General features: G+C 53.2%; 11 protein-coding genes and 1 riboswitch. Of the genes, 6 read left to right on the top strand and 5 right to left on the bottom strand.

Translation table 11 applies throughout. The features are described from left to right. Position 1: 1 nt before the first annotated feature. Positions 2-766, bottom strand: a complete 765-nt coding sequence (locus tag ACR0NE_RS02555) for a transporter substrate-binding domain-containing protein (protein ID WP_170394204.1) — start codon at positions 764-766, stop codon at positions 2-4. 41 nt (positions 767-807) lie between these two features. Further along, on the bottom strand, positions 808-1,605 hold the full coding sequence (locus ACR0NE_RS02550; RefSeq protein ID WP_170407522.1) for an ATP-binding cassette domain-containing protein: 798 nt from the start codon (positions 1,603-1,605) through the stop codon (positions 808-810). 77 nt (positions 1,606-1,682) lie between these two features. Here ACR0NE_RS02550 and ACR0NE_RS02545 point away from each other — a divergent pair, with 77 nt between their 5' ends. The 4 genes from ACR0NE_RS02545 to ACR0NE_RS02530 are packed head-to-tail and all read left to right on the top strand — an operon-like array spanning position 1,683 to position 5,907. Further along, positions 1,683-2,339 (top strand): TetR/AcrR family transcriptional regulator, encoded by a 657-nt coding sequence (locus ACR0NE_RS02545; protein ID WP_480459505.1) that lies wholly within the window; start codon positions 1,683-1,685, stop codon positions 2,337-2,339. Further along, a complete protein-coding gene (locus ACR0NE_RS02540; RefSeq protein ID WP_170509399.1) occupies positions 2,336-3,520 on the top strand; it encodes a pyridoxal phosphate-dependent aminotransferase in 1,185 nt (394 codons plus the stop codon). The genes ACR0NE_RS02545 and ACR0NE_RS02540 overlap by 4 nt, the downstream gene beginning before the upstream one ends. After that, positions 3,517-5,121 carry a 5-guanidino-2-oxopentanoate decarboxylase gene (locus ACR0NE_RS02535; RefSeq protein WP_170509397.1) on the top strand — a complete coding sequence of 535 codons (1,605 nt, stop codon included), beginning with the start codon at positions 3,517-3,519 and terminating at the stop codon, positions 5,119-5,121. The genes ACR0NE_RS02540 and ACR0NE_RS02535 overlap by 4 nt, the downstream gene beginning before the upstream one ends. Before the next feature lie 3 nt (positions 5,122-5,124). Then, the gene (locus tag ACR0NE_RS02530) at positions 5,125-5,907 is read left to right on the top strand and encodes an arginine deiminase family protein (protein ID WP_170596293.1); all 783 of its coding nucleotides are present in this window, start codon (positions 5,125-5,127) and stop codon (positions 5,905-5,907) included. Positions 5,908-6,026: 119 nt separating this feature from the next. Here the strand turns inward: ACR0NE_RS02530 and ACR0NE_RS02525 are convergent, their stop codons facing one another. The 3 genes from ACR0NE_RS02525 to ACR0NE_RS02515 all read right to left on the bottom strand — a co-directional run bounded on the left by ACR0NE_RS02525 (position 6,027) and on the right by ACR0NE_RS02515 (position 10,048). Further along, complete coding sequence (locus tag ACR0NE_RS02525) at positions 6,027-7,415, bottom strand: glycosyltransferase family 2 protein (RefSeq protein WP_480459503.1); 1,389 nt, start codon at positions 7,413-7,415, stop codon at positions 6,027-6,029. Positions 7,416-7,636: 221 nt separating this feature from the next. Continuing rightward, complete coding sequence (locus tag ACR0NE_RS02520) at positions 7,637-8,767, bottom strand: glycosyltransferase family 61 protein (RefSeq protein ID WP_170596297.1); 1,131 nt, start codon at positions 8,765-8,767, stop codon at positions 7,637-7,639. 522 nt (positions 8,768-9,289) lie between these two features. After that, positions 9,290-10,048, bottom strand: coding sequence for a hypothetical protein (locus ACR0NE_RS02515; RefSeq protein ID WP_170596299.1), 759 nt, complete (start codon positions 10,046-10,048; stop codon positions 9,290-9,292). Positions 10,049-10,636: 588 nt separating this feature from the next. Between ACR0NE_RS02515 and ACR0NE_RS02510 the strand changes: the two genes are divergently transcribed. Together ACR0NE_RS02510 and ACR0NE_RS02505 are read left to right on the top strand one after the other, a co-directional pair. Then, positions 10,637-11,632 (top strand): glycosyltransferase family 2 protein, encoded by a 996-nt coding sequence (locus tag ACR0NE_RS02510; RefSeq protein WP_170596302.1) that lies wholly within the window; start codon positions 10,637-10,639, stop codon positions 11,630-11,632. Between the two features lie 72 nt (positions 11,633-11,704). Next, a complete protein-coding gene (locus ACR0NE_RS02505; RefSeq protein WP_170407497.1) occupies positions 11,705-12,400 on the top strand; it encodes an FkbM family methyltransferase in 696 nt (231 codons plus the stop codon). Positions 12,401-12,796: 396 nt separating this feature from the next. Then, positions 12,797-12,897, top strand: a riboswitch (TPP riboswitch). Positions 12,898-12,940 lie beyond the last annotated feature (43 nt).

Here is a 12,940-nt window from a genome sequence, read left to right as displayed (position 1 = left end):
CTTAGTAAATGCTGGCCGAGAAATAGTTCGACGTGATCTTCTCGTGCGTGCCATCGGCAAGAATTGCGGCGATGCCTTTGTTCAGCGCCTCACGCAGGTCATCTTGCCCTTTGCGCACGCCAGCCCCAACGCCGCGTCCCAGAATAGCGGGATCATCTGCAACGGCGCCTTTAATTTCACAGCAAGCGCCCGCATCCGAGTTTACAAAGTCGGCCATGGCGATGCTGTCTGCTTGAGTTGCATCAATACGGCCTGCGAACAGGTCCTGATTGGCCTCATCCTGTGTCTGATAAACCCGCAGTTCAGCATCCTTGAAATATTCCTGCGCATAGGCCTGGTGGATGGTCGAAGCCTGAATGCCAACAACTTTACCCGCCAGCGACTCCGGTGTCGCTTCGATATCCATCGATTTGTCCGCAACGATTACAGCGGGTGTGTTGTAGTAAGGATCGCTGAAATCAATGGTTTTCAGCCGCTCCTCGGTGATCGACATAGAGGCCATGATGGCGTCGATTTGCTGCCCGGTCAGCGATGGGATGATACCGTCCCAGGCTACAGGCGTTATAACACAGTCCAGTTCGGCAGCTGCACAGACGGCATTGATAACATCGATCTCCCATCCAACCCAGTTGCCTGAGCTGTCAAGCGAAGCGAATGGTGGATAAGGTTCAGCCGCGATACCGATCTTGACCTCTTCGGCACTGGCGACACCAACTGAAAGGATGGCGGCGGCAACTCCGGACGCAAGCAGTTTCTTAAGGTTCATTTTGTTACTCCCTTTTGGTTCATTAGTTTGTTTTGACTGAATCAGGCGACCGAGCTGAGGAACTGCCTCAACCGCTCTGATTTTGGATTACCGAAGACCTCGGCAGGTGGACCCTGCTCTTCAATGCGGCCTTCGAAAAGATAGACAACGTGGCTGGCAACTTCGCGCGCAAATTTCATTTCATGGGTGACGAGCAGCATGGTGCGTCCTTCACCAGCGAGATCACGGATCACGTTCAAAACTTCGCCGACCAACTCGGGGTCCAGCGCCGATGTGGGCTCATCGAAAAGCATCACCGAAGGATCTACGGCAAGCGCACGGGCAATGGCGGCGCGCTGTTGCTGACCGCCAGATAGATAGGCCGGAAAGGTGTCGGCCTTGTCACCAAGCCCTACCCTTTTCAACAGGTCGTGCGCCCGCGAGATAGCCTCTGCCTTTGGCACCTTTAGGACATGTATCGGCACTTCGATCACGTTCTCCAGAAGCGTGCGATGCGTCCACAGATTGAACTGCTGAAAAACCATTGCCAGCCGCGTTCGGATACGCTCGATCTGGCGGCGGTTCGCGGGGCTACCATCGGCGTGCATTTCAACCAATTCACCGCCTATGGTGATTTTTCCCGAGCTCGGCGTTTCCAAGAAGTTGATACAGCGCAGCATGGTGGATTTGCCCGAGCCTGACCCCCCGATGATTGCGACAACGTCCCCCTTGTTGGCAGTCAGGGAGACACCCTTCAGGACCTCTAGCGCACCAAAGGATTTGTGCAGGTCCTCAATCTTTATCGCCTCAATGGACGCAGTGGCTTCGGGTGTGGGTGATGCTGCTTCGGCTGTGTCCATATCCAACAATCTTCTGATTTCAGCTTGCAGTAAGCCTCGAATCTCGCAATTATGCAAGTGTATAATAACTCCATGCCATGGATGACACTGACGTGCAGGACGACAGCCGCAAATTTAAACGTGAATCTGCTGAGTTTCGGCGCGAGGCGCTGATATTGGCGACTTTGGACCTGATCGCCGAGATGGGCGTCCGCGGTGCCACGGTGCGTGAGATTGCAGCCCGCGCGAACGTGACCCAAGGGTTGATCCGTCATTATTTCTCTTCAAAAGAAGAGTTGGTTCAAGCGGCGTATGAGCACCACATGAATACGCTAACCGATCAGACAGCAGCTTCGTCAGGAATGGGAAGCCCGGTATCTCAGTTGACCAACTTCGTTGACGCGTCGCTACGACCACCAATCGTTGATCCAAGCGCCGTGGCGTTGTGGGCCAGCTTTCTTAACAAGGTGCAACATGATTCAAAAATGCAGCGCATTCACCAGCAGACCTATAACTATTTCCGGGGTCACCTCGAGGAGCTGATCGTCGCCGCATTGCAGGAAACCGGACGTTCAGTCGCTGCGACGGAGGCAACGCAACTGGCCATTGCTTGCAACGCGGTAATCGACGGCCTTTGGCTGGAAGGCGGTGCGCTTCCGGACGCGTTTTCCGAAGGGCAACTGGCGCAGATCGGCTTGGACTCGGTAAGCGCCATCTTAGCGATACCATTGAACAAAGAGGCGGAGCAGCCATGAAGACCACATCTGTGACTGAGCGTTTAGCGGGGTTGGGTGGTGCCAAATGGGGTGTACACCTGAAAGCACGCGACCTTATCAAAGCCGGAGTGGATATCGTCGAAATGACGATTGGAGAACCGGATGTGCCCGTGCCAGCCGCATTGGTAGAAGCCACCGTAACCTCCTTGCGGGCACAACGGACAGGGTATTCCAACGGGCGCGGTGAAGCCGGACTGCTTGACGCGCTTGCTGCTCGCTATTCAGCCTCTCGTGGGCGGCCCTTCGGACCCGAGAACTTTTTGTGCTTTCCCGGGACGCAAACCGCCCTTTTCGCAGTGATGTCCGGGATTGCAGAGGCCGGAGACGAAGTTTTGGTTGGTGATCCGATGTACGCGACATACGAAGGAGTCGTGCGTGCATCCGGGGCGGATATGGTGCCTGTGCCGCTTCGGCCAGAGCACGGGTTTCGCATGCAAGCCGAAGATATTGCTGCACGCATCACTCCACGCAGCCGCGCCATTCTTCTGACAACGCCACACAACCCGACAGGTGCAATTCTGACTACCACGGAAATTGCCGAAATCGGGCAGCTCGCCATGGCGCACGATTTATGGATCATCTCGGACGAGGTCTATGAAGAACTGATCTTTGACGAGGCCGAATTTGCTTCACCATTGGCTGACCCGAAACTGGCGGATCGTGTCATAGGTGTATCATCCATCTCGAAATCACATGCTGCCCCAGGGTTTCGTAGCGGTTGGTGTGTCGGACCAGCAGCGTTTTGTGAAGCGCTGCTGCCGTATTCCGAAACAATGCTCTTTGGCAATCAGCCCTTCATCGCGGACATGACCGAAAAGGCAATCCGCGACGGGTCCGAGGTTGCGCCCGGCATGGCCGCTCGTTTCTCTGGCCGCGCCACCCTGCTGGCTGATCGTCTTGAAGCAGAAACGGATCTGACGGTTCATCGCCCAGAGGCGGGAATGTTCGCCCTCATCAACGTTTCTGCCACCGGGTTTGATGGCGAAGCTTATGCGTGGGATCTGTTGCAGGCCGGGGTGGCTGTCATGCCAGGGTCCGCCTTTGGCGACGGTCTGAAAGACTGGGTCCGGGTCGCGCTGACGATTAGTGACGCCGATTTTGCCACAGCGGTTTCTCGCATCATTGATCACGCCAACAGCAAATCACGCGAGGTTGCATGAGCGGAATGACAATCGGTGAAGCTTTGGTTGCCAAGCTTCGCCAAAGAGATGTGACCTGCGTCTTCGGAATTCCGGGCGTTCACACGGTCGAACTTTACCGCGGTCTTGCAGCTTCGGGCATTCGTCATATCACGCCCAGGCATGAACAGGGTGCTGGTTTCATGGCTGATGGCTACGCGCGTGTTTCGGGGAAACCGGGTGTGACCTTTGTGATCACCGGCCCCGGATTGACCAACACCTTGACACCGATGGCGCAGGCGCGCGCTGATTCAATTCCGATGTTGGTGGTCTCTGGTGTCAATAAAACCGCTTCACTTGGCAAGGGCTTGGGACATCTGCATGAATTGCCAGACCAACTGGGGCTGGCCAGAACAGTTGCGTTGGTGTCAGAACAAGTTCCCGACACCAACGCTCTGGACCCGGTCTTGGACCGTGTTTTTCACGACCTTACCAACGGTCGCCCAGGGCCGGTGCATATAGAGGTCCCGTTGGATGTAGCAGCAGAAAAATATCAAAAAACACCAGTCGAGACGCTCGATCCAGCACCCCCGGTCAATCCAGACTTAATCTCACAAGCGGCAAGGCAACTGGCTGAAGCAAATAGAGTTGTCATTCTGGCGGGTGGCGGCGCGAAACAAGCTGAAACCGATTTACAGACATTGGCTGAAACTCTCGATGCCCCCGTCGTGCAAACCGTCAACGCACGGGGCCTGATGCACGGACATCCACTGACCGTTCCGGCCAGCCCCAGCCTCAAAGCAGTACGCGAGCTGATAGAAAGCGCTGATTGCGTTCTGGCTTTGGGAACCGAATTGGGGCCAACCGACTATGACATGTACGCCACCGAGCAAATAGCAGGAAGGTCAGGCCTGATCCGGGTAGATCGCTGCAGCGATCAACTGGCGCGACATGAGGCAGCGCTTACCATTCAAGGTGACGTTAATTTGGTTGTACCGGCGCTGTTTGGGGCATTGTCCAATGAGGCCAAGCAAGACGACGGTGCCGAGCGCGCCAGCAAAACACGCCGCGCCGCCTGGGAGGAAATAGGTCCGGACTATCGCCATCAGGTCGAAATCCTGAACGCCATTCGCTCGGCAGTTCCGAATGCACTGATGGTCGGAGACTCAACCCAACCAATTTATGCCGGCAATCTTTTCTATGACCACGACCGGGCCGGGGGTTGGTTCAACGCTGCAACGGGATATGGCGCGCTCGGCTACGGGATACCCGCTGCCATCGGCGCGTCGATCGCCGATCCGACTGCAAGGGCGATCTGCATTGTCGGCGATGGAGGTGCACAGTTTTCATTGCCTGAAATCATGGCCGCAGCAGATGAAAACCTGCCGGTCACCTTCGTGATCTGGAACAATCATGGATACCAGGAAATTGCCGCGTCGATGCGGGATGTGGGTGTGACCGTCATAGGTTGTGATCCTTCGCCCCCGAATTTTTCTGCATCAGCCAAGTCTTTTGGCATTCCATTCACCAAGGTTCCGGCCGAACCACAGGCTGTCGCGCAGGCGTTGCGCGAAACTGTCGCTTTAGATGGGCCTGCAATGATCGAAGTCATCGCTCCGAAATGTGAACCTCAGAAAGATTGAAACATGTCAGACCCGACCTTTGAGTTCTCCCGCGCCATCACCCGCCGCCCGGCTGCGACCATTGCTGGCGGTTTGCGTGCAAAGGATATTGGAAACCCCGATTTCGAAGGGATGATGGCGGCACATAAGGCTTACGTGGCTGCACTGAAAAGCACCGGGGCTGAAGTGATCGAACTTGATCCCCTTGACGCGTTCCCCGACGCACAGTTTGTCGAAGATACGGCCCTTTGCCTGCCGCAAGGCGCTGTGCTGATGCGCCCAGGCGCACCATCGCGGATGGGTGAGGTGGCAGAAATGGCGCCAAATCTTCGCGCTTGCTACGAGACGGTTCTGGAAATCAACGGCCCCGGCCATATCGAGGGCGGAGATATTCTTGTAACCGGTCGCGAAATTTTGGTGGGCAGATCAGACCGCACTGACGCTGAAGGTGTCGCCGAGCTGTCTAAAATCACCTCCGCGTGGGGCCACAAACTGCGCGAAGTGTTTACACCGGAAGGCGTTTTGCACTTCAAGACAGATTGTTCACTGATGGATGCCGAAACAATCCTGTCTACCCGAAGACTTGATGCATCAGGCTGCTTTGAGGGCTACCGAGTGCTTCATGTTGCTGATGGGGAAGAAGCTGCTGCCAACGCAATCCGCTTCAACAATCTGGTGCTGATGGCTGCTGGCTTCTCACGCACAGCAGACATATTGGATCGTGAAGGGTATGAGATCGTAGAAATTGACAACACCGATTGCGCCAAGCTGGATGGCGGCATGTCATGTCTCTCGCTAAGACTTTGAAGGGTTATTCGCCAACTTTTGGTCATCGGCGGTCTTTTAGTTGGCGAATGAATATCAAGCCGCACGCTATCTGCGACAGCCGGGCCGTTCTAAGAATCGGTTCGTCGCGGCAGGACAAGTCAGCTATGCATATCCGCATCTATGATGGCGCGGATCCGTTGCAAATCCTCAAGTTCGATGCCGGTGATCTCGTCATAAAGGTCGCGAAACTCGGGCTCATCCATCAAAAACTCAATCTTAGCCTGGTGCCAGGCAACAGCTTTTTCGTGTAGCCGCGCAATCTGGGGAATGGCTAGCAACGCTTCCATCGCCACTGACAATCTGGCCAAGTTGCGTTGGATAGTGACGTCCTGATACTGGTTCCAATCCATCCGTATCCAGTAGTTGCGCCCGACAGTGCGATCCACATGCAGGGCCCGTCCGCGTTGACGCTTGACCAAGAAAGACTGCGCAGATCTTAGTGCGTAGTGGTTTAGCTGGACCAGCTCATAGCCGATGGTCTTGATATCGGACCTCCAACCATTCTTTGCCACTTTGTGCGTGATATCCTGACCCGATCCATTGACCCATAGCACCTGTTCGGCTTTTGCTTCTTTCAGCTTATTTGGCCGGTGACAGCTTAGTTTACGATAGGCACGAATATTCCTGGTGGCGGTCTTGAAGCCCCAAGCGGTATGCGGTTTGGGCAGATATGACGGAGCGCATCGGTCAAATTGCGCAATGACCGGCCTGTCCTCGTAGGTCTTTATCCCGGCCGACCCAAATTGCCGCCAGGTCATGGCAATATTGCTGACCCCCTCGGGCAGGCGCTTATAAAGTTCCGGCAGTGTCCCGTTACCAAAGCGGATGTTGATAAACTCATCCACATCAATATGGATAACCCAATCGGCACGTTTGACCACCTTGAGCTTTGCAGACTGGTTCAGAGCCCACTGTTGCGGGGAATTGCCCTTCCATTTGTTGTTGTCGACATGCGTGACCAGACCGGTTTTGGCCAGCGCATCCAGCATCAGATCCGTGCCATCCTCGCAGCCATTGGTATAGATAACAAAGTGATGCACACCGATCGATTGGTGGTATGCAATCCATTCCAATAGGAAAGGGCCTTCGTTTTTCATGCAACCGATCAGCACCGTGCCGCTGGTACCCTCTGGCGGCCTGTGGTCCACCGGCACCGTGTCACCCATGGGTCGACTTTCGTCAAAACTTGTAAGGTCATTGCGCGGCAAGAAGCGACGGGCAAATGGCAGCACTTCTTTTGGAGTGGATTCTTCTTTTGCAGAGGAGGCCAGGGTAGAGAATGCAGGAGGCTGCGCAGTCAGATCATCTGGCCATTCAATCCGGTTAGCTATCGCATCTGCACCAAATTGTGTGGCCCAAATTCTGGCGCGATCAGATCCTGAATCAAGATCAGTCAAAATCAGGATGTCGGCCGCCAATTGCCCCAAAGCTTCGTGGACTCGACCAACAGAGACTTCCGTGGTGAGGTTTTCTGCTAGCCCTGGCATGGCCAAAAGCATGAACCGCGGTCGCTCATTAGCAATCGCACTGGCGAGTGCGGGCAAAAATTCGGGCGGCTCGGCCTTTGCACGTCTTCGCCGCGTAATCTGCGCAAACGTAACCAGTTGCTGCTGCAAACCTGCATTATCGATACTCAAAACAGACGCAACCCCATTGGCTTGGCGCGCCTGATCCCGAGCTGTGTCGCGTATATCCAGGATTAGCTGCATTAGTCAGCGGGCTCTTGATGGATGGGAACCAGCTGGTCGCCAAGGGCTTTTTCCAGTTTTCGGATGGTTCGCCGCCGCTGCCGCCAGAACATTTCTTCCCAGGCCAGATCAGGTGAGACAAATCCTGCATCGGCAAGCATTTTATGCAATCTGGACATGTCAAGCTCTCCAAGTGAATGGCGGTTGGGGCGACCGCGCGAAGCCAATACCCAATCAGTGCGAATGGCATTGGCGACTAAAGGCTCTTGCCCGCAAAAGGCCGCTAGCTGAGCTGAGATATTGTGATGCACCGAAGAAGTGCGGCGCGGGATCATTGCAACCTGCTGATCTGGACGGCCTACCAGAGCAAAAAGATGCAGTGCCGACCCGTCTAGTGCAACGATCTGACGGGCGGCTTTGTAACGCGCGATCTGCTTTTCCATCGGGTGTTGTTCCGGATAGAAAATCTCGTACCCGTTCTGGCGCAAATTCTCTTCGAGAAACTCTTCTCCGATAACGCCACCCCGCCGTATTCCAAGACCTGCGCGCGAGATATAAAGCCGCTCCGGCCCATCAGGGGGAACGTCGGCGCCAAAATTTTGATGGATCAAGGCACGATATTCAGGCGTTCCCGCCACAATCGGACCCAGCCCAAACCCCTGACCGGGCACATGCAGATGTTCTATCTGAGTTGGCTCGGTCACCACTTTGATTGGAAGATCAATACCCAGAAGCGTAAAAAAATTATGCTGCATAGGGCGTGTTTCATCCCCATTGGCGGGTCGCTTGGGGGTAAAGAGGACCCCATCAATATCCTTCGCGATTGCCGGCAGCGGCCAAAGACGTGCGGTGCTTTCAGCCAGGAAATGACCAAAGTGTACCCATAACAGCCCGGCATAAAGCCAGCGACCCGACAATTGCGGCAAAGGGTCTGTTGGCGATACCGGTTGGGTGGTCATGGCACGCTTTCCCCGCCAAAGCGCCCCATGCGCGCAATATTCCCGGTCTTCAGTCAGAACACCGGCTTCCTGCACCGTATCGGAGACTGCGGGCGGAACCACGATAGCCCGCTCAAGTGCAACAAGTTCACGTGACCATCCTTGATCAGGCTGAGGAGGTTGGTTCAGATCATTATCGTTAAGCGTAGACATCTTTGTTCACACCCGGTCAGAGCGACCGGGTCGACAAAGACATGCTTTTAGTCGGTCTTCTGGTGTTAAAGGCCGGGATAGATGATCGGCGAATATCCTTGTGATCTGTAGCCAGCTTCTTTGACATTCGCCTATCCCATAAACTGGACCCCAGATTAATCCAAGATCTGTGTTCGGGCTTCATAACATTCGGCCCTATTCACCCCAGTATTCTGATATGGCCGTACCTGCGCCGCTGCAAGTAATCGTAGTGAAATTTCTACGCCAGAAAAAGTAAAGGCTCCATCCGCAGAAGGACAATCGAATATGTTGACAGTGTCGCAGTTTATCATCCTTGCCTGCAGCGACCGCCATTACTTTGATTGCCAAGTTGTTGTCCGTTGTACTCAATGCAATGGCCGGTTGGGAAACCGTCCGCCATACAACTTGGCACTACGATGTTAGCAGATGAACCCTAGTGTTATTGATTGCGATCGTCCGAAACTTGGACACAGACTGGCGCTTTTGACTTGCCCAGACACTTTAATCTTGGTCAACAGACTTCAGCACATCCTGTGGCATCGCCTTAGAGGGATCGATGTCATGTTTCTTGCATAGCTTGGCGACCTGGCTGTTGGGATGCGGCAAAGGAAACCCACCATCCATATTGTATTTCTTGCGCATGCTTGAGCCGCCAATGTGATGAACCCCCAACGCGTTTTCATCGAGCGATATGCGGGAAAACCGCGGCCGGAAATAATTCAAGCGCATGGCCGTAGGTTCTTGGGAATAGAATGACTCGGGTGGCAGGGCGTGTTTAACTTCACCGTTTTTGCCCAAAAAATAAGAGATAGCCTGAGGCCCGAACGTATAAAATGGCAGCTGCGACAGGTTTTCCAACGGTACCGAGAAAGAGCCGTCTTCATTGGACTTGCCGATGGAAACATCAATATTTTTTTTCCACGGCCAGTCATTGGGGATCACGATCTCAGACCCGTTCATAAAGTCATGCATACCCTGCAATGTTGGAGAACTGTGCGGCAGCCGGAGAGCCGCATTGTTATAATAGCGTTTCTCTTTTGCGAAAATATACGGAATGTCGGGGATCGGCTGCATACACAACATATCGCAATCCATCCAGATTTCGTCGGATTCCCGAAGCATGTTGATCCTGAAAAAATCCGACAACGGGGCATAAGCGCTGTTTCGCTTTTCGTTTCGCCATATTTTTAGGTGGTCAGGTAAGAAAATACGTGCATCCGCATTTTCAACGCCCGGTGGCGTATTCGTGATTTCATTCAAAGAGTACAACTTGACCTTATGGCCGTGATCCACAAAGCTTTTGAGGCAGAGTTGCTCGAAAAAAGTCAGACTGGATCCATGCCAAAACGATGAAATTACTGGAGAAATTTCCATGCTGGATCAATGCCCGTTATATTTTTCGCTTGCTCCGCATTAGCATGGCTCCGGTATTCGATCCACTGGTTTAATGATCCCGATACAAGCGCAATCGTGATGGTGACCCAACCGTCCAATATGAACTGTCTGTAGCGCAGGTCCGTTAGTCAGAATTCTCGCACCTTTGTGTTTCGCGAAAAAGAACGAGCGGTAACGATCAAACTTTAGGGGCTCGCAATAAGCGGTAATTGTTTGGTTACCTCAACTTTGGTCCAGTTTTCTCAGTCCTCCCCGACAAAGGTCGCAAGATCACCCAAACTGTCTTAAATCGGATCGTCCAATAAGACCTCAGGATGCTCTTGCTTAAGGCGGAAAATTCACCGATCAAGGTTGCCACAAATCCAGACTTACTGGGCAATAGAGGAAGCCGGTGACTCTAAAGACGTGCAATCAGCGAATTTGGCTCTTCCCAAACACAGGACTCCTTTGAAGATGGCCACCTGGGGTGTCGTTACCATGGTCAAAGAGCCGCCAGAGCTGGTGGCTATATTTGCTTCCTATTATGCGTCACTCGGCGCGCAAGAGATCTTTATCTTTCTGGATGGTGATGATCCGAAAGCGCGGCAACTTCTGGCTCAGATACCGAACTGTCGCGTTGAAGTGATGGATGACACGTTTTTTCGAAGAAACTGGGACTGTGCTTATCCAGAAAACAGTTTCAGACGCCAAAGACTGATAGCGACAAAAGCCTATCGAGAAGCAACGGTCGATTGGATGCTTTTCCTCGATGCAGACGAGTATCTGCAAGCCGATGATTTTGCGCAAGAGCTTGCTGACCTGCCCTCGGATGTTGATACGATTTCAATTCCTAATGGCGAGCGCGTGTTTTCGACCGAGGACACCACACCCGGACTTTTTGGTGGTCTTATGCTGAAGCCTAAGCACACCCGCGGCTATGTCGCCCGAAGCTTATTCGGAGAAGAACGACTCAAGTACAGCGACAGAGGATTTTGTGCGCATCGTTTCGGAAAAAGCGCCACCCGAACGGGGAAGAACATCAAGTTAGGTGTTCATGCACCACAGCGGTGGAGAGGCAACATCAAGCGACATGTTTCTCAACAATCGGTCATTTGTCACTTTGACGGACTGACCGAAATTCACTGGATGCTCAAATTGCTGAGATATCATGATATGGGAACATATGAATCACCCAAGGGCGGCAACGATTTCCGCTATGAACAGGTCCAATTCCTGAAAAATTCATCTTCTTTGAATGCTGTTCAAGAGCTTCATGACATTATCCGAAAATACGACAAGGACACCGAAGAAAGACTAAGGGGTCATGGTCTTCTCGATGATGTGCAGGTCCGCCCTTTCCGGGGTTTGGATTCCTATTATCCTGACCACGAGTTTGACTTGTCGGTTGAGTGGTTCAACGATGTTCTGAAGATGAATATGTCGGACCTCTATGCGAGATTACCGACATGATGTTTGATGCAAATAGTCTGACCTTATGCAAAACATGCTCTACCGACCGCTCATCCTTGGAATGGAGCAAGAATGACCGAAACGAACCCTGATGTTGCGATCCAGTACCGTGGATTGAAGATACCTTCATCGCCATTTCTGGACGAAACGATTATAAATCTGATCGAGCAGGACAATTATGAAAGCTGGGAAATGGATGGCGCTTTGAGCGTCGTTCAACCTGAGGATCGTATTCTGGAAATGGGCGCCGGGCTGGGTATCGTGAGTGGTGTTGTCGCGCTCGAGAACAAACCAGAGGCTATTCTCAGTTTTGAAGCCAATCCAAATCTAATTCCACACATCCGTCGTTTACATGCCCTAAATGGGCTTTCAGACCGGATCGAAGTCCGGAATGCGATACTAAGCGCCAATCCAAAGGATCCCGACTCTATTCCGTTTCATATTGACGCTTCATATCTAGGGTCTTCAGTTTTTGATAATGAAGGTGAATCAACAACATCAGTGCGCGTAGCTAAAGCGGACTTCGAAGCGGTGAAACGAGAGTTCGCTCCGACGGTTCTTGTGATGGATATTGAGGGGGCGGAACTGGATTTCTTGAGGAATGCGGACCTGTCGGGCATTCGAGCCATTGTTATTGAATTCCATCGCCTCATTTATGGGCACAAAGGTGTCCGGGCCTGTAAAAGGATTCTTTCGAACGCGGGTTTTCTACGGCTGGACGATTTGTCCTGGAGGGTTGTTTGGACCTGCACACGAGATCTTGGCTGAACCGCGTCATTGAGACGAGCATTTTCGAACTATGCGAATTGGCCAAGGCAGTTGAGCGCCCTGAAATGAAACGTTTAGCCGACTTGTGACCAGAATTTGCCCATAGCAATTTATTCGTTGCAACTATGTGCATCTGCGGACGGGAACTTGTGACAGGACCTCAAAGAACTGTTTCTGCCTTCAATCTCGGATCGCGGGGCTGGGTCAACGACCACGATGTCGGCGCTGGGTGTCCCTGTCTTATTGTGCCGTTTTCCGGTCATAGCATCTGGAAACACCACCATTTTGCGACACCGGCGACACCCCGAGTTAACTGCAAAGCTCAAAGCGAAGCCGCACCCATCATACGGTGTGCAACAAAACTGTTGACGAGACCTGATCTCATCAATAATCGGTAACCATCTGTTGGGGTGCCCCTCGGGGCTGAGATGCAGACATGCAAACCCATTGAACCTGACCCGGTTAGGACCGGCGGAGGAAACAGGCATACCGGGCGCCCCGTGTCACAACTCGTGTCACTACGCAGGCTCTGGGTCTTTC

This window comes from Ruegeria sp. C9 (assembly GCF_056537585.1).
This window is presented reverse-complemented; position numbering and strand designations above follow the sequence as displayed.

What these genes read in the sequence shown, in the direction of transcription:
- ACR0NE_RS02555 (WP_170394204.1), bottom strand. Translation starts at nt 766, where the DNA reads ATGAACCTTAAGAAACTGCTTGCGTCCGGAGTTGCCGCCGCCATCCTT.
- ACR0NE_RS02550 (WP_170407522.1), bottom strand. Translation starts at nt 1,605, where the DNA reads ATGGACACAGCCGAAGCAGCATCACCCACACCCGAAGCCACTGCGTCC.
- ACR0NE_RS02545 (WP_480459505.1), top strand. Translation starts at nt 1,683, where the DNA reads ATGGATGACACTGACGTGCAGGACGACAGCCGCAAATTTAAACGTGAA.
- ACR0NE_RS02540 (WP_170509399.1), top strand. Translation starts at nt 2,336, where the DNA reads ATGAAGACCACATCTGTGACTGAGCGTTTAGCGGGGTTGGGTGGTGCC.
- ACR0NE_RS02535 (WP_170509397.1), top strand. Translation starts at nt 3,517, where the DNA reads ATGAGCGGAATGACAATCGGTGAAGCTTTGGTTGCCAAGCTTCGCCAA.
- ACR0NE_RS02530 (WP_170596293.1), top strand. Translation starts at nt 5,125, where the DNA reads ATGTCAGACCCGACCTTTGAGTTCTCCCGCGCCATCACCCGCCGCCCG.
- ACR0NE_RS02525 (WP_480459503.1), bottom strand. Translation starts at nt 7,415, where the DNA reads ATGCCAGGGCTAGCAGAAAACCTCACCACGGAAGTCTCTGTTGGTCGA.
- ACR0NE_RS02520 (WP_170596297.1), bottom strand. Translation starts at nt 8,767, where the DNA reads ATGTCTACGCTTAACGATAATGATCTGAACCAACCTCCTCAGCCTGAT.
- ACR0NE_RS02510 (WP_170596302.1), top strand. Translation starts at nt 10,637, where the DNA reads ATGGCCACCTGGGGTGTCGTTACCATGGTCAAAGAGCCGCCAGAGCTG.
- ACR0NE_RS02505 (WP_170407497.1), top strand. Translation starts at nt 11,705, where the DNA reads ATGACCGAAACGAACCCTGATGTTGCGATCCAGTACCGTGGATTGAAG.